This window comes from Salmonella sp. 741265050_HSA (genome assembly GCF_046569445.1).
GTDB lineage: Bacteria > Pseudomonadota > Gammaproteobacteria > Enterobacterales > Enterobacteriaceae > Salmonella > Salmonella enterica.
On sequence record NZ_JBKFSV010000001.1, the window covers coordinates 987,244 to 1,002,478 of the forward strand.

Below are 15,235 nucleotides of genomic sequence, written 5' to 3' on the forward strand. Positions count from 1 at the left end.
ATAATCATCACGCTATGGCCGTTTACGAGCCATTAATGCAGGCAGCACTGCTTAAATTTTTTGCCGCTCCCGCATGGACAAGGATCGTTACGCCCCACTTTCACCTCTGCTTTTATCGGCATCTGTAGCGGCGTCGTGTGCGGATGCGCCATCCACCAGGCATGCAGCTCAAGCGCCGCGCTACGGATAGCGTCAACGCTTTTATCGAACGCTTCCGGGCTCATTTTATCCAACAGCGCAAAGTTTTCTTCCGTGCCGTGTAAGGCAATCGCTTCCAGCGCCGGTTTTAGCGTATCCGGCAAGTCAGACCAGTCGGACAGCGACACTCCGCGCATGTAACCAAAGCACCATTCTTCAACAATCGTTAATTCATGGCCATCAACTTCTCGCAGGCCAAACAGCGGCTCGAACTGTTCTGGATAGTCTTCAAGCCGGGCGGCTGTGTCCGCCATGTGCTGGAACACCAGATCCATAAATCGCGTCATTTCTTTTTCAGATGTCCAGCGCGGTACGTACGCGGGTCCCCCCCATATCGCGACCAGCCACTGTTCCGGCTCGATGGGACGCGGAGAACTTAGTACCGCAGTAATCAGACCGTCCAGCTCCGCGACATCCAAAATGGCCTGATCGGTATTGTATTTCGTCAGCACATCATCCAGCCATTCCAGCTCGTTCTCGTTTAATGGTTCCATTTTCATAATGCTTTTCCTCAGTGATGACTTCCGCCTGTAGGCCTCTTACATTGCAGCGGATAAAAATAATTTTTTTGCAGGCAGTTTGGATGGCAACCATCAGGGGCCAGATTAACACGAAATGAGGAGGATTCCGGAAGTTAACGCACAAAAGGAGGATCAGGGCGCAGATTTTCCGCCAGGAAGCGCTCGCCCCACACAAAAGCGAGAGATAGGTTTCTCGCTATATTATACTCATGCTAACTTATACCACCGCCGCGGACAGATAAAACCGCCCTCTCAAATAGAGCTTATTTTCAGTAAAAAAGTGTTTAATGAGTTCGTCTACCGCTTCTCTGTCAGCAGAAAAGGTTATTTCCATAAACAGCGTATCGTACCCTATTTTGATATTTTTTTTCTTACAGTAAACACGGATCTCATCCTGCACACTCAGCAACGGCAGGCTAAATGTGTATAGCGGTTGCGGTTCTTTTTTCGCCGCTTTCTCAAAAACTTTAGTGACCAGATCCCCAAGATCGCGCTCCGACCGGGCACCGTTATTAAAATGCAATAAATTACGTCTTTTTACCACCCAGCCTCCAGCCAGATACCGCCAAAAATAACTCTCACTTCAATGTGTGAGGCACATAATCACATCCAGAATCAGCTCCAGATAGTATTTCAAATAAACAGCCCGCACTATAGCGCATACTTTTTTCAGACATAGTTTACAGGGGTACTCTCTTTATATCCACACGCACGGTTGCCTTAATCATGTCTTCCGCGATAACACAGTTTGTCAACCTATTCTATATAACCAAGCTTAAACAGAACCTTACCAGCCAGCGATATCAGCTCAGGATTTTCAGGATAAAAACGCAGTAACGGCAAAAATACCGCCTCACCGATAATGCTCCGGCTATTAGCATGGTTTGGGTGCAATCCCCAGATATTCTGATAAGTCATCGGTACGACCTGCCTATTCATGGTTGTGTTACCGATATACAGCATAATATGCCCTGGAATATAGACCAGCGTAGTAAACGGTTTTCCGTATCTGGTGAGATAATCAATCCGCATTTGGGGATTTTTATGACTAAGATCGACCACCCGTCCAGCAGACTCTACCTGCGCGGATGAATGTCTGGCCAGGAATATGCCAAACGGCATTAACAGGCTGCGGACTTCGGCTGAACAATCATTATAAAAGTTAAAATTTCCCCAACCGTAGGGGGCGCCGTGCATTGCTTTCATTAGCACGGCGATATTTTCCGGCGTCATTTTCCACGGCATAGCCGTAAACTCGTTACCGCTTAGCCAGACCCAATGGATAAACGCGCGACCGTTGCTGTCGCGAACTGGCGCCGCAATGAGGAACTGGCCCGCCCGTTGATGCCGGAACGGTAAAATAGTGCCCGGCCGCCCGGTGAAATAATAGACGCCTGCGGCATGGACAGAAACCGGCGCGTTGATAAATGCCCCCAGTTGCTTATGAGCAAGCAAAACCCACTGTGTTATAAATTTCTGATCCGTACTGGCAATATCTTCACTATGAACCCAGCCAGTTACCGCTGGTGAAACGACATATTGCCAGCGTTGGTCTTTGCTCTTCGCCAGCGTATAGACCGGCGTACCGGGACGCAGCGAAGACATTTGTAAATTATCAAACGGATACCCCTCGCCCGCCTGACGGGGATCGTTAAAGAGCGGGTCGTCCGTTGGCAGCGCTCTGACTAAACTTTCTCTGACCATAATGCCTCGCCGGGAGGCATGATAGATATTGTCAATCTGCGTATCCGTATTCCCTCTAACCTCCTCTTTCCAGCGAGAGGTATAAAGTCTGAAGTTTTCCCCCCAATAAGCACTGCCGTCGCTAAGAAACTGCTTAATACTGGCATCCCGGGCCTGTGCTGCGTTTTTTTTCAGCAATGCGGTAATATAAAAACCATTCCACGGCGAGTGCGCTTCACTGTCTATTCCGAAATAATGAGATTTTAGTGCGCTAAAGTAGCGTTGTTGGGTAGCACTATCAATAACCGGAATAGTGTAATCAGCCGAGTCCGGAGGTATCCATTTATCAACCGACTGTGAATAATCCGCTAACGGAAAGCGTGTTTTTGTCGGGTCAATATAGCTCCCTGTGAGAATTTCATCTTTGGCTGTTGATCGGTTGGTCGTCTGATGGCAAGCGGTGAGGCACAATGGTATCAATAAAACGGCCCAGGTTTTCTTTTGCATCATCATCTCCGTAAAGCGGGGAAAGCATAATATAGAGACTGACCAAAACCGCCATTCACGAAAACCCGAAATTATCTGTAGTTGACCTGTTATTAAGACAATATTGCAAAACGTGATTAAAGCATGAAGCGGATCACATTACCTAGTGATGAATATTAGTTCGCTATCTACCTTTAATTAAATTGTGCAGAAAACACCCCTGAACAGTTATATACTCGTTTAATTTGCATAAATACTCCACTGGCCCGCCCCTGTTTTTTTCAGACAATACATACTGTAGCGCGTCAGTTCTACTTTTTTTATATACTCTGCAAAGTCATTTTCATCGACGTTGCCAATAAAATTACGCGCATCACATGTTGAAGAGGAAGGCTCTCCTGGAAGAGAGTAGGTTACGATTGCACTCTCAGGCTCATACAAAATAAAAAAAAGTAAAAAAGCGCAACCTACAATCCCAATATTAATGAAGCTAATAAATAATTTTGCATTATCGGTATATTTCACTGGCAGACCTACTCTCTTTAATAAAGCAGGCATAAAACATATCAGCATTTTTTATAGAGATTAATGGATTTTATCGGCTGATTTACCCGACGTTTAGTATTTACCAGCCATAAGTTCTTGCGGGTCGGTAGCACATAACTGCTGTACTGGCAGAAATGCCGCTACCGATGTTTTTACTGTGTATCGCGCTGGAAAGTTCACGCTCGCGGTCGGCATACAAACTGAAGGCACAAAAAAACCACCCGTAGGTGGTTTCACGACACTGCTTATTGCTTTGATTATTCTTGTCTTTCCCATGGTACCCGGAGCGGGACTTGAACCCGCACAGCGCGAACGCCGAGGGATTTTAAATCCCTTGTGTCTACCGATTCCACCATCCGGGCTCGGGAAAAATTGGAGGCGCGTTCCGGAGTCGAACCGGACTAGACGGATTTGCAATCCGCTACATAACCGCTTTGTTAACGCGCCAAATTTTTTTGGCTTTTCAGCCAGCATCCGCTTTACGCCAATGCTTTTAAACTGGAGCGGGAAACGAGACTCGAACTCGCGACCCCGACCTTGGCAAGGTCGTGCTCTACCAACTGAGCTATTCCCGCAGTATCAAGCAACTTTGTTAATCACTTGATTTTGTTATCGTCTGGCAATCAGTGCTGCCGTTCGATGCGTTGCATTCTACTTACCTGACGCACTGAGTCAACGATATTTTTCGTCACTCACGATCGTTTGCTGAAATTTGCGGCGAAACGATCACTGATCAAGCAAATCTCCGCGTGCAGCGCTCAAATATTGCAACATGGACCACAACGTTAGCACCGCTGCGACAAAGAAAAGCGCGATCCCGGCATACTCTACCCAGATATTCGGACGCCACAAGAGCCACGCCAGCGCCACCATCTGCGCGGTAGTTTTGACTTTACCGATCCAGGAGACCGCTACACTACTGCGTTTGCCCAGCTCCGCCATCCATTCACGCAGAGCAGAGATAATAATTTCGCGGGCTATCATCGTCGCCGCAGGTAACGTCACCCACCAGCTATGATAATGCTCGGTGACCAGCACCATGGCGATCGCCACCAGCACCTTGTCGGCGACGGGGTCGAGGAAAGCGCCGAAACGCGTACTCTGGTTCCAGCGTCGCGCCAGAAAGCCGTCAAACCAGTCGGTAATAGCGGCAATACAGAAAATCAGCGCGCTGACCATCGGCGCCCAGGCGAACGGCAAATAAAACACCACGACAAAGAATGGAATCAGGATGACGCGAAACAGCGTGAGCAACGTAGGGATATTAAATTGCATAGTGACGGGTAACTATCTGTTGTCAGTGAAATTACCCCTATGTTGCTACAGTGGCCTCAATGTTTCAACGACCAGAAGATCTTTTCTGCCAGACCTTGCGAAATACCCGGCACTTTTGCAATTTCTTCTACGCTGGCGTTACGTAGTCCTTGCAAACCGCCCATATATTTCAGCAGCATCTGGCGACGTTTAGGCCCAACGCCTTCAATAGTTTCCAGCGTACTGGTATTTTTAACCTTTGCGCGTTTTTTACGGTGTCCGCCGATCGCGTGATCGTGCGACTCATCGCGAATATGCTGAATAACATGCAGCGCCGGCGAGTCCGGCGGCAGGCTAAACCCCTCTCCTTCCGGTTCAAAAAAGAGTGTTTCCAGACCGGCCTTTCTGTCTGCGCCTTTGGCGACGCCGAGCAACAAAGGGCGATGCTTATCCCAGGGGACATCCAGCTCAGCGAAAACGGCTTTCGCCTGGGCGAGCTGCCCTTTTCCGCCGTCGATCAGAATAACGTCCGGAATCTTACTTTCTTCTATGGCCTTGCCATAACGCCGACGTAGCACCTGATTCATCGCCGCGTAGTCATCACCCGGCGTGATGCCCGCGATATTATAACGACGATACTCGGCGCGTAACGGCCCGTTAGCGTCAAATACCACACAGGATGCGACCGTTTGCTCCCCCATGGTATGGCTGATGTCAAAACATTCCATCCGCTTGATCGCAGGAAGTTTTAATACCGCCGCCAGCGCAGTCAAACGCTGCGTGATGGTGGACTGCTGCGAGAGTTTAGTGACTAAGGCCGTTGCCGCGTTGGTCCGCGCCAGCTTGAGATAACGGGCGCGATCGCCACGCGGTTTTGTCTGGACATGAATACGCCGTCCGGCAAGTTCCGACAACGAGTCGGCCAGCAGCGTTTTATCGCTAAGATTAAAATCAAGTAGTATCTCGCCCGGTAGCGTGCGCATCTGACTACCCTGCAGGTAAAACTGCCCGACAAAGGTTTCCACCACTTCGCCCAGTTCCGTACCGCCAGGCACTTTTGGAAAATAGCTGCGGCTGCCCAGCACCTTACCCTGGCGAATGAACAGCACATGCACACAGGCCATACCCGCATCAAAAGCCACGCCGATAACGTCGAGATCGTCGCCCGCATTGGAGACAAACTGTCTCTCCGTGACCCGGCGTACCGCCTGAATCTGATCGCGAATACGCGCCGCCTCTTCAAATGCCAGATCCTGGCTGGCCTTTTCCATCCGGGCAATCAGCTGTGTTAAGACCTGGTCGTCCTTGCCGGACAAAAACAACCGGACATACTCCACCTGTTGTGTGTACTCCTCCTCGCTGACCAGTCCTGCAACGCAGGGGCCTAAGCAGCGGCCAATCTGGTATTGCAGGCAAGGACGCGAGCGGTTGCGATACACGCTGTTTTCGCACTGGCGGATAGGGAAAATTTTCTGTAACAGCGCCAGCGTTTCCCGCACGGCATAGCCGTTAGGAAATGGGCCGAAGTACTCGCCTTTCGCATGTTTGGCGCCACGGTGCATCGCCAGACGCGGATGGGTATCGCCGCTCAGAAAAATAAAAGGATAGGATTTATCATCACGCAACAACACGTTGTAACGCGGTTGATACAACTTGATGTAATTATGCTCAAGCAGCAGCGCTTCCGTTTCGGTATGCGTTACCGTGACATCAATGTGTTGAATTTGCGCAACTAGCGCTTCGGTTTTACGCGAAGCCAGGTTGCTGCGAAAGTAGCTGGAAAGACGCTTTTTCAGGTCTTTTGCTTTACCGACATAAATAACCGTACCGCCGGCGTCATACATACGATAGACACCGGGTTGGCTGGTAACGGTTTTCAAAAACGCCTTTGCGTCAAATATTTCACTCACTGGCTTGTTAACGTCTCCGCATTACACAGGCCATGGCGGATTGCCAGGTGAGTCAGCTCAACATCACCATGAATGTTTAATTTACTGAACATACGATAGCGATAGCTGTTCACCGTTTTAGGACTGAGATTCAGCTGTTCTGAAATCTCATTGACCTTCTGACCCTTGGTGATCATCAGCATAATCTGCAACTCGCGTTCAGACAAACTGGCGAACGGCGTTTCCGTTTTTGCAGGCTCGATCTGACTGAGCGCCATCTGCTGAGCGATATCGGAGGCGATATAACGTTGTCCGGAATACACCGAACGAATAGCGCTCACCACCTCCTGAGGCGCAGCGCCTTTGCTGAGATAGCCAGCTGCGCCAGCCTGCATCACTTTGGCGGGCAACGGGTTCTCCGTATGGACGGTCAGCATGATCACTTTGATATCCGCTGTCGATCGGGCAATTTTACGCGTCGCCTCAAGGCCGCCAATACCGGGCATGTTCATATCCATCAGCACGACGTCAACGGCGTTAGTACGGCACCATTTTACCGCATCCTCTCCGCAGCACGCTTCACCGACAACTTTAATGCCCTTTATATCTTCAAGAATGCGTCGTATCCCTGCGCGCACCAGTTCGTGGTCATCAACAAGAAGAACGTTGATCAAAGGAATATCTCCAGAATAGGGATAACGCTACTGATAGTTAATCGTCCTTATATTAGCTGGTTTTATCTCAACTTTGAAACGTAAAAAAACACCGGGTATTCGATTTTGCTCTCGTTTTTGGAAATTATGTTGTACGTCATGTGGCAACTGCCAACGTTGTAGCCCCTTCTGGCGGCGCTGTCCCGGGCTGATATTTCATAATGGTGACAAAAATTTCACGTTCCGCTGTCTAAACACTAATTAGAGAATCAACTTTGTAACAATAATTAACGAGTGAAATACGCGTAATAAACAAAGAATGAAGAAAATATATGCATCACGCGGCAACGTTTATTTTGTGGGTAAACCTTCCCCTTTTTGATCAAAAAACAACCACTGCTATTTTTAGCGTAGCTTATGGTATACTCCGCCGCCTTAACATCTGCTATCGCACATTTTCACTGAAACATAACGAGGAAAATAAATGAGTACGCCTGATTTTTCCACCGCTGAGAATAATCAAGAACTGGCTACTGAAGTCAACTGCCTGAAAGCCATGTTAACGCTGATGCTGCAGGCGATGGGCCAGGCCGATGCAGGGCGCGTGATTCTTAAAATGGAAAAACAGATCGCGCAGATGGATGATGAAGCACAAGCGGCGGTATTTTCCAGTACGGTTAAGCAAATTAAACAGGCTTACCGCCAGTAGTAAAAAAACCGGCTGTTAGCATCGCTTTCAGCCGGTTTCGCGTCTGGCGCGAAGCATCGTCAGCACGTCATATCAGACCTGTCGCCGCAGCGTAGCAGGCAATCTGTGTTTTATTTGGCGCATTGAATTTCTTCTGCATGTTTTTCTGATGGAAGTTAACGGTATTTTCAGAAATCGACAGAATAATGGCGATCTCCGATGAGGTCTTCCCTTCCGCCGTCCACTTCAGAATCTCTTTCTCACGTTTACTGAAACGCATCTCAGGCGCCATCACCATGTCGTCTTCAAATCTTGTCAGCGCCGAAAGACTCTCCCGCGCCAGCAGTTGCAACCTCAGCTCCACTTCATCGTAGGTAAACGAGGAGCAGCGTAAACTGCTACGGGAGACAGATAAAAAGCCCAGCGCCCGGTTCGGCAACATCACACACTGGGTTACGCCTCTGCGTAATCCGAAACGCTGGGCGGCATCCCACATCGCCTGCGCTTCATGAAATAGCACGTCATCCCAATGTAAATGACCCTGCCTGAAATTTTCCGGCTTTAATACAGGATCGATCGCAAAATAGTTTTCGGACTGATAATGCGTTACCCACGCCTGAGGATAAGTGGTACGAAGCGATATTTTAGGCCGGGTAAAGGGAACGGGATGACGAACACACAGGGCATAATAATCAAATTCCAGCCGCTGTGTCTGATATTGCAATTCAGTATAAACATCCTCTGTTGCCGCCATCTCCTGAAAGCGTAACAACATTGCGCGTCGCCAGGTGAAGAAATCATTTTCCTGCATATTTTATGGTCACGCCTTTGATATTGATAATCATTATTATGAATGACTTAAATTAACACATAAATAGTGTTTATATATAAGAAATATCGGACGAATCGTAGAATACTTGAGCGGCATTACAGTTTTTTGGCTTCCGCCTGAGAGCGAGGTTAATAATCTGGCAGAATGACTTCATAATTATTCATTGCGCTCGCCCGAGGCGCGGCTAATTCGAGCGAGCGTTGAAAAGGTATTATTTCACTAAAAATTTCTCAAGGAACTGGCGGGTACGCGGATGCTGAGGATCGGCGAACAAGGTTTTCGCCGGCCCCTGCTCAACGATTTGCCCCTGATCCATAAATATTGCCCGGTCAGCCACGTCACGCGCAAAGCCCATTTCGTGAGTAACGATCACCATCGTGCGCTTTTCCTGCGCCAGCTGGCGAATCGTATTAAGCACCTCGCCGACTAATTCAGGATCAAGCGCCGACGTGGGCTCATCAAACAGTATCACTTCCGGGCGCATCGCCAGCGCGCGTGCAATCGCCACGCGCTGCTGTTGCCCGCCCGACAGGCGGCGCGGATAACGGGTCTCTTTACCGGCCAACCCGACTTTGGCTAACAGTTCCCGCGCCAGCGCCGTCGCCTCGGCTTTCGGCTCTCCCTTTACAATCACCGGACCTTCAATGATATTTTCCAGCACGGTACGATGCGGGAACAGGTTAAAACTCTGAAAGACAAAGCCAACATGCTGACGTAGCTGGCGAATCAACCCTTTTTGCTGGCTAAGTGGGCGGGCGGTATCGATGATAATATCGCCCACTTTAATGGTGCCCGCTTCCGGTTGTTCCAGCAGGTTAATGCAGCGTAATAACGTTGTCTTCCCTGAGCCGCTCGGGCCGATAATGGCGACGACTTCTCCGGGCTTCACCTCAAGGTCGATACCGTGCAGCACCGTTTGACCATGAAATTTTTTGACCAGGTTGGTGACTTCGATCGCACTCATTTTGGCTCTCTCTCCTGGCGGTTAAGCTGGTTTTCAAAATAGTTTTGCAGTGCCGATAAGACGGTCGCCATTACCCAGTAGATTAACGACGCGGCCAGATACATGGTAAACACCTCCAGCGTTCGCGAGGTAATTAACTGCGCCTGGCGGAACAACTCCGGCACCTGAATCGTCGCGGCGAGCGACGTATCTTTCACCAGGCTGATAAAGCTGTTGCTCAACGGTGGAAGCGCAACGCGAGCGGCCTGCGGCAAAATAGCGCGACGTAGCGTTTGCCACGGCGTCATGCCAATGCTCGCCGCCGCTTCCCATTGTCCCTTGTCGATAGCCGAGATCGCCGCGCGCAGCGTCTCGGACGTGTAAGCCGCGGTATTGAGCGATAAACCAATCATCGCCGCCGGGATAGGGTCCAGCTCAATACCAAATTGCGGCAGGCCGTAATAGATCATAAATAACTGGGCGATAAGCGGCGTACCGCGAAAAATCGAGATATAAAAGCGAGCCAGCCAGCGAACCGGCCATAGCGGAGACATCCGCATCAGCGCCAGCACAAATCCCAGCAGCAGACCAAAAAACATACCGCCAATACTCAGTTGCAGGGTAAAGACGGCGCCTTTAAGCAAATACGGCAGCGATTCAATAACCAGTTGGATACTTTCTTGCATTCGCGTTGATTACCTGGAGGTTATACATGAGGATGGTAGGCAAACAGCGCAGGCGCCCCACCGGTGTGAATAAAGAGAATCGGCCCGTCATCGTTAAAGCGTTTCTGGCTGATGCCGTCTATCAGACCCGCCATCGCTTTACCGGTATATACCGGATCCAGCAGCACTCCCTCCAGGCTCGCCAGCAGTTTCACCGCCTCCATCCCCGCGTCATTTGGCACGCCGTAACCCGGGGCAAAATAGTCATCCCATAAATGAATATCCGCCGTCGCCGTCAGCGCCAGCTGACCGGCAATAGCCTGCTGTAAGGCAATCACTTTGGGTTTCTGCTCGGCGACAGCACGTGAAACGGTCACGCCAATCAGTTCGACATCCGGCATCAGATGTTCCAGCCCGACAGCTAACCCGGCGTGCGTTCCGGCGCTGCCGGAGGCCACCACCACCGAAGAGAGCCCGACGACCTCTTCACACTGCTGGGCGATTTCCAGGGCGCTCTCTACGTATCCCATTGCGCCCAGCGCGCTGGAGCCGCCGACCGGAATCACATAGGGCCTGAACCCTTGCGCTTCAATGCGCGTCGCCAGCGTTTGCAGCTGCGCATCCGGATCGGTTAGCGCATCGCACATCTCAATTTGCGTATTAAATAAATCCAGTAACAGGCGATTACCATTCGTCAGGTAATTTTCCGCGGTGGTACCGATTGGATTTTCCAGCAAAGCGACGCAATGCAGCCCCAATTTGGCCGCGACCGCCGCCGTCTGACGGACATGGTTCGACTGAATCGCCCCTGCGGTTATCAGCGTATCCGCCCCTTCTCGCAGCGCGTCGGCCACCAGAAACTCCAGCTTACGCAGTTTATTGCCGCCCATTGCAATGGGCGTAACGTCATCGCGCTTAATGTAAATCTCACGGCCAAGATAATCAGACAATCGCGGCAGGTATTCGAGCGGGGTCGGCGCGCCGATAAGCTCCAGGCGAGGGAAGCGCGTTAAGTGATGTAGTGGCATTGAGCCTCCAGTAACGTTGTGGTGTGTTCTTTTTATTATGCACGTTGATCTAACGGAAATAAAAAAGGCGCCGATTCACGCGCCTCCGTTTGCTGACATAGTATGAGGTTGATATTGCCCGGCGGCGCACTGCCTGCCGGGCAACGTAGAGCATTATTGGGTCACGTCAGCGCCAAACCATTTTTCAGAGAGCGCTTTTAAGGTGCCATCTTTTTGCATTTCCGCAATGGCGTTATCTACCGCCTTCAGCAAGTCTTCGTTGCCTTTACGTAACGCAACGCCGGACTCCTGACGCGAAAACGCATCACCGGTGACGGCCAGCGTACCTTTGGTTTTTTTCACCAGATCCAGCGCCGCCAGACGATCGACTAAAATCGCGTCAATACGGCCTACGCGCAGATCCTGGTATTTTGTAGGATCATCGTCATAAGTACGGATATCCACACCCTGAACATGTTGACGTAGCCACTCTTCATAGTTAGTCCCCAGCCCAACGCCGACTTTTTTGCCCTGCAGATCGGCAGCCGTTTTGATCGTGCCTTCATTGCCTTTTTTCACCAGCGCCTGAACGCCGGAGACAGTATAAGGCGTAGAGAAATCATATTTTTTCTTGCGGACGTCTGAAATCGTGACCTGGTTTATCACCACATCAATGCGTTTAGCGTCCAGCGACGCCAGTATTCCGTCCCATTTGGTCGGCTTCAACGACGCTTTAACGCCCAGATGTTTTGCCAACGCCTCGGCGAAATCGACTTCAAAACCGGTTAATTTGCCATCTTCGCCCTGAAAACTAAACGGCGGATAGGTACCTTCCAGCCCTACCAGCAGCGTGCCACGTTCTTTAACTTTGTTCAGCAAACCCTCATCGGCAAAGCTCTTCGCGCTCATTCCCGCCACCAGCGCTACAGCCATTACTCCCATCAGTGCCTGACGTCCCAGCAGTGCTAATTTCATAGTAACCCCGAATATTGCCGTTAATGACCATAGACTGTGTCCCGCCATGGCGCATCGTCACGTCTCGCGAACCTTTGGGGGACTCAGCCTAATGTAGAAGGTTTGCCACGTTTCACCAACACGACTCTGCTACATCTTATGCTTTTTTAATATATATCAGAACTGGCGGTAAAGGGGGATTTCTGTCTGGGCGCAATCTGCTGATGCGCTTTATATTGCTGGTATTTACGTAGTGCGATACGGTAATTATTGGTGCTGGTTTCCGGCAACCATGGCGCCAGGCTTTCATCGAGAAAACCGTCCTGCAGCAGATCGTGGGAAATGTTTTGCTCGCTGAGGTAATTGCCAAGACGTCGTAAACGCACGACATATTCCCGCACCGTGCCATGACTCATCTCGGTTTGTTCAAACAAATACTGTTTGAAACCGATAATATCGAAAAAATCACTCTGCTTTTTGCAGTGCAAATCGCCGCAAAAGCGACATAGCGCCACCCACTCCTTCTGCTCCCGCTGCCAGGCAGCGTCGTCAAGTAGCATATCCAGCTGTGAAATAGCGATTTTATTAACGATCTTGCCACGGCGAACCAGCGTAATGCGGTCGAGCAGTTTGTGACAATGCGCGCAATGCGTCTGGCTGTGTTTAAAGTCTTTAAGATAGCGGCTCAAGGGCCGCCTTTTAGGTTGCTGCACCGTCATGAGAACTCCTGGTAGTCTATACGTTGTGCGGCACTTTTCGGGTGCGACCATGCGCGACCTATAACTTACCCAGTTTGGTGCGTAATCGTTTGATGGCCTGACTATGCAACTGGCTGACCCGCGATTCGCCAACTTCCAGTACCGCGCCAATCTCTTTGAGGTTGAGCTCTTCCTGGTAATACAGCGTTAACACCAGTTGCTCGCGTTCCGGCAGCGATTCAATCGCGTCCATTACCCGCTGTCGCAGGTCGCCCTCCAGCAGTTGATGTAACGGGTTTTCCTGTTGATGTTCTTCAGTCACCAGTTCGATGCTATCGCCATGCTCTTCCCGCCACTCATCGTAAGAGAAAAGTTGGCTGTTGTTGGTATCGAGCAACATCTGACGATACTCCGCAACAGGGATGCCAAGACGTTCCGCCACTTCGGTTTCCGTCGCATTACGCCCCAGTTCCTGCTCCAGTTGTCCCATCGCCTGCGCCACTTCGCGGGCATTACGCCGGACGCTACGCGGCACCCAATCGCGGCTGCGTAATTCATCCAGCATCGCCCCACGAATACGCTGCACTGCGTAAGTGGTAAATGCCGTTCCTTGCAAAGCGTCATATCGGTCGACCGCATTTAATAACCCGATGCCGCCCGCTTGTAGCAGATCGTCCAGTTCCACGCTCGCCGGCAATCGCACCTGCAGGCGCAATGCTTCGTGACGCACCAGCGGTACATAACGCTGCCACAGCGAGTGTTTATCCATTACACCTTCAGCGGTATACAGTGAATTCACGATAAACAGCCCTGCGTTAAATGAGTTATCGGCATGATTATCCGTTTCTACAGAGGGTTCTATCGAAGGAATAAGGCTATAAAAGAAGGGTTATTTCACTTATGTAACCTGTAGCGCCTTTTTAGCGGCTCAAAGAGCAGAATAAAATCAGCCAGATAGAATAAACGGGATGCGCAAAAGCCCACCCCGGACAAAACTATGTCAGAAGATGAATCATCGACAGATCGTCGCCAGTACGTACCGTTTCTATATGGCGATGAAAATTCTTCGCCACCTCGCTGTTATGCTGGCTGCGGGAGTGAAAACTATACACAATATTGGTAACGTCATCCCACTCTAGCCGCCCGCGCTCATGCACGCTGGCTGCCGTTAATAGCTTAATAAAGGCATATTCCGCCACGATAATATACAGCGCGCGTAACGGGTCGACATTCGGCTGGTTGGGGAAATTATTTTCCCAAATTTTATAGAGAATTAAATTTCTGAAAGCCCAGTTCTTCTGCTGCTCATCCGCCTGTAAACAGCGCGCTAATGAGGACTCAATATCGCTCACCTTCTGCTCCATTGAAACGCCCTCTTCCGCCGTCAGCACCCGCAGAAGGCACTGGATGTAGTGATCGAGGATAACACTGCCACGACTAAGCGGGAGCGAGCGGAAATAGTCCTGCATCTGCAATACCAGCGAGGTTTTTACCTTGCTATCCGGCGCGATATTCATCAACTCCTGCGCCAACACGCCGGTCTGCAACTGTTCAAGTAACGCGGCATACACCTGTTCCAGTTCACCCAGCGCCGCATCATCAATTTTGGCAAATTTCTGCGTATACATGACAAATTTAATCAACGCATAGAGCGCGGCTTCCGTACTGCTGTTGGCATGATTGATCAGACTCAGGCAAAACAGATTGAGTAACTTTTGCTGCGCCGGGAATAACGGCGCAGTATTGAATGTCTGCTGAATGATAGTTTTTTCGCTGAGTGCCATTGCGTCAGGATCGTTCAAAATGCGGGACGTCACCTCCGGGCAGGCAAGACTCAGAGAGTTACGCACCTCATTTTTGTAGGTATGATGCGCCCGCGGGAAAGAGGAACAGGTATGACTTAATGCCTTTGCGCCTAACGTTTTTTGTACCCGGCACAGACGGTCCTCATCCAGATAAGGGCAATTCCCCAGCGCCGAAGGCAGCTTAATTTCCCCCCAGTGGCTGTTGTTCTTTTTCAGCAGAATAATATTATCTTGCGCGATGGTACGAATCGTCGCGTCTTTACTGGCGAGATACTTTTTGACCGTCGTCTTATCCAGCGTGATTTTCCAGCCCTTACAACAGTGGTCGCGACAGGCCGAGCCAGAACAGGAAAAGCGGGTGACAAAGGCAGGTTCAGTGACGGTGATTTCTTTCATTACACAGGCTCCGGAAT

The 15,235-nt window shown here is 50.3% G+C and carries 17 protein-coding genes and 3 tRNA genes; 2 read left to right on the forward strand and 18 right to left on the reverse strand.

What is annotated here, in order from left to right; genetic code table 11:
• Window positions 1-32 precede the first annotated feature (32 nt).
• The 10 genes from ACLD4F_RS04995 to uvrY form a co-directional block, all read right to left on the reverse strand.
• Window positions 33-698, reverse strand: coding sequence for a YecA family protein (locus tag ACLD4F_RS04995; protein WP_000781522.1), 666 nt, complete (start codon window positions 696-698; stop codon window positions 33-35).
• 238 nt (window positions 699-936) lie between these two features.
• Complete coding sequence (locus ACLD4F_RS05000; RefSeq protein ID WP_000240837.1) at window positions 937-1,263, reverse strand: glucose-6-phosphate dehydrogenase; 327 nt, start codon at window positions 1,261-1,263, stop codon at window positions 937-939.
• Window positions 1,264-1,475: 212 nt separating this feature from the next.
• Window positions 1,476-2,915: an SH3 domain-containing protein gene (locus tag ACLD4F_RS05005; RefSeq protein WP_411010699.1), complete on the reverse strand. Its 1,440-nt coding sequence runs from the start codon at window positions 2,913-2,915 to the stop codon at window positions 1,476-1,478.
• A gap of 213 nt (window positions 2,916-3,128) precedes the next feature.
• On the reverse strand, window positions 3,129-3,461 hold the full coding sequence (locus ACLD4F_RS05010) for a hypothetical protein (RefSeq protein WP_001748518.1): 333 nt from the start codon (window positions 3,459-3,461) through the stop codon (window positions 3,129-3,131).
• 248 nt (window positions 3,462-3,709) lie between these two features.
• Window positions 3,710-3,796, reverse strand: a tRNA-Leu gene (locus tag ACLD4F_RS05015).
• Window positions 3,797-3,807: 11 nt separating this feature from the next.
• A tRNA-Cys gene (locus ACLD4F_RS05020) sits at window positions 3,808-3,881 on the reverse strand.
• A 52-nt stretch (window positions 3,882-3,933) separates the two neighbouring features.
• Window positions 3,934-4,009, reverse strand: a tRNA-Gly gene (locus ACLD4F_RS05025).
• 151 nt (window positions 4,010-4,160) lie between these two features.
• The gene (pgsA, locus tag ACLD4F_RS05030) at window positions 4,161-4,709 is read right to left on the reverse strand and encodes a CDP-diacylglycerol--glycerol-3-phosphate 3-phosphatidyltransferase (RefSeq protein WP_001160192.1); all 549 of its coding nucleotides are present in this window, start codon (window positions 4,707-4,709) and stop codon (window positions 4,161-4,163) included.
• Window positions 4,710-4,765: 56 nt separating this feature from the next.
• Entirely contained in the window at window positions 4,766-6,598 is a 1,833-nt protein-coding gene (uvrC, locus tag ACLD4F_RS05035) for an excinuclease ABC subunit UvrC (RefSeq protein ID WP_080108469.1), read from the reverse strand.
• Window positions 6,595-7,251, reverse strand: a complete 657-nt coding sequence (gene uvrY / locus ACLD4F_RS05040) for a UvrY/SirA/GacA family response regulator transcription factor (RefSeq protein ID WP_000611323.1) — start codon at window positions 7,249-7,251, stop codon at window positions 6,595-6,597. Before uvrY ends, uvrC begins: the two co-directional genes overlap by 4 nt.
• A 311-nt stretch (window positions 7,252-7,562) precedes the next feature.
• Here uvrY and ACLD4F_RS05045 point away from each other — a divergent pair, with 311 nt between their 5' ends.
• Window positions 7,563-7,718: a hypothetical protein gene (locus ACLD4F_RS05045; protein ID WP_000546183.1), complete on the forward strand. Its 156-nt coding sequence runs from the start codon at window positions 7,563-7,565 to the stop codon at window positions 7,716-7,718.
• Window positions 7,715-7,939, forward strand: coding sequence for a DUF2594 family protein (locus tag ACLD4F_RS05050; RefSeq protein WP_000106483.1), 225 nt, complete (start codon window positions 7,715-7,717; stop codon window positions 7,937-7,939). Before ACLD4F_RS05045 ends, ACLD4F_RS05050 begins: the two co-directional genes overlap by 4 nt.
• Window positions 7,940-8,006: 67 nt before the next feature.
• Here ACLD4F_RS05050 and sdiA read toward each other — a convergent pair whose 3' ends face one another.
• From sdiA to fliB, 8 genes are all read right to left on the reverse strand, one after another.
• A complete protein-coding gene (sdiA, locus tag ACLD4F_RS05055) occupies window positions 8,007-8,729 on the reverse strand; it encodes a transcriptional regulator SdiA (RefSeq protein ID WP_411010700.1) in 723 nt (240 codons plus the stop codon).
• A 232-nt stretch (window positions 8,730-8,961) separates the two neighbouring features.
• Window positions 8,962-9,714, reverse strand: a complete 753-nt coding sequence (gene tcyN / locus ACLD4F_RS05060) for an L-cystine ABC transporter ATP-binding protein TcyN (RefSeq protein ID WP_411010701.1) — start codon at window positions 9,712-9,714, stop codon at window positions 8,962-8,964.
• Window positions 9,711-10,379 carry a cystine ABC transporter permease gene (gene tcyL, locus ACLD4F_RS05065; protein ID WP_001158238.1) on the reverse strand — a complete coding sequence of 223 codons (669 nt, stop codon included), beginning with the start codon at window positions 10,377-10,379 and terminating at the stop codon, window positions 9,711-9,713. The genes tcyN and tcyL overlap by 4 nt, the downstream gene beginning before the upstream one ends.
• Before the next feature lie 20 nt (window positions 10,380-10,399).
• On the reverse strand, window positions 10,400-11,386 hold the full coding sequence (dcyD, locus tag ACLD4F_RS05070) for a D-cysteine desulfhydrase (RefSeq protein WP_001128187.1): 987 nt from the start codon (window positions 11,384-11,386) through the stop codon (window positions 10,400-10,402).
• A gap of 153 nt (window positions 11,387-11,539) precedes the next feature.
• Window positions 11,540-12,340 carry a cystine ABC transporter substrate-binding protein gene (gene tcyJ, locus ACLD4F_RS05075; RefSeq protein ID WP_000761634.1) on the reverse strand — a complete coding sequence of 267 codons (801 nt, stop codon included), beginning with the start codon at window positions 12,338-12,340 and terminating at the stop codon, window positions 11,540-11,542.
• Between the two features lie 146 nt (window positions 12,341-12,486).
• Window positions 12,487-13,038, reverse strand: a complete 552-nt coding sequence (gene fliZ / locus ACLD4F_RS05080; protein WP_000218080.1) for a flagella biosynthesis regulatory protein FliZ — start codon at window positions 13,036-13,038, stop codon at window positions 12,487-12,489.
• Window positions 13,039-13,096: 58 nt separating this feature from the next.
• Window positions 13,097-13,816 (reverse strand): RNA polymerase sigma factor FliA, encoded by a 720-nt coding sequence (locus ACLD4F_RS05085; RefSeq protein WP_001087453.1) that lies wholly within the window; start codon window positions 13,814-13,816, stop codon window positions 13,097-13,099.
• Between the two features lie 196 nt (window positions 13,817-14,012).
• Window positions 14,013-15,218, reverse strand: coding sequence for a flagellin lysine-N-methylase (gene fliB / locus ACLD4F_RS05090; RefSeq protein ID WP_080250409.1), 1,206 nt, complete (start codon window positions 15,216-15,218; stop codon window positions 14,013-14,015).
• Window positions 15,219-15,235: the final 17 nt, after the last annotated feature.

What these genes read in the sequence shown, in the direction of transcription:
- fliB (WP_080250409.1), bottom strand. Translation starts at nt 15,218, where the DNA reads ATGAAAGAAATCACCGTCACTGAACCTGCCTTTGTCACCCGCTTTTCC.
- pgsA (WP_001160192.1), bottom strand. Translation starts at nt 4,709, where the DNA reads ATGCAATTTAATATCCCTACGTTGCTCACGCTGTTTCGCGTCATCCTG.
- dcyD (WP_001128187.1), bottom strand. Translation starts at nt 11,386, where the DNA reads ATGCCACTACATCACTTAACGCGCTTCCCTCGCCTGGAGCTTATCGGC.
- tcyL (WP_001158238.1), bottom strand. Translation starts at nt 10,379, where the DNA reads ATGCAAGAAAGTATCCAACTGGTTATTGAATCGCTGCCGTATTTGCTT.
- ACLD4F_RS04995 (WP_000781522.1), bottom strand. Translation starts at nt 698, where the DNA reads ATGAAAATGGAACCATTAAACGAGAACGAGCTGGAATGGCTGGATGAT.
- fliZ (WP_000218080.1), bottom strand. Translation starts at nt 13,038, where the DNA reads ATGACGGTGCAGCAACCTAAAAGGCGGCCCTTGAGCCGCTATCTTAAA.
- ACLD4F_RS05045 (WP_000546183.1), top strand. Translation starts at nt 7,563, where the DNA reads ATGCATCACGCGGCAACGTTTATTTTGTGGGTAAACCTTCCCCTTTTT.
- tcyJ (WP_000761634.1), bottom strand. Translation starts at nt 12,340, where the DNA reads ATGAAATTAGCACTGCTGGGACGTCAGGCACTGATGGGAGTAATGGCT.
- tcyN (WP_411010701.1), bottom strand. Translation starts at nt 9,714, where the DNA reads ATGAGTGCGATCGAAGTCACCAACCTGGTCAAAAAATTTCATGGTCAA.
- ACLD4F_RS05005 (WP_411010699.1), bottom strand. Translation starts at nt 2,915, where the DNA reads ATGATGATGCAAAAGAAAACCTGGGCCGTTTTATTGATACCATTGTGC.
- sdiA (WP_411010700.1), bottom strand. Translation starts at nt 8,729, where the DNA reads ATGCAGGAAAATGATTTCTTCACCTGGCGACGCGCAATGTTGTTACGC.
- ACLD4F_RS05050 (WP_000106483.1), top strand. Translation starts at nt 7,715, where the DNA reads ATGAGTACGCCTGATTTTTCCACCGCTGAGAATAATCAAGAACTGGCT.
- ACLD4F_RS05010 (WP_001748518.1), bottom strand. Translation starts at nt 3,461, where the DNA reads ATGCTGATATGTTTTATGCCTGCTTTATTAAAGAGAGTAGGTCTGCCA.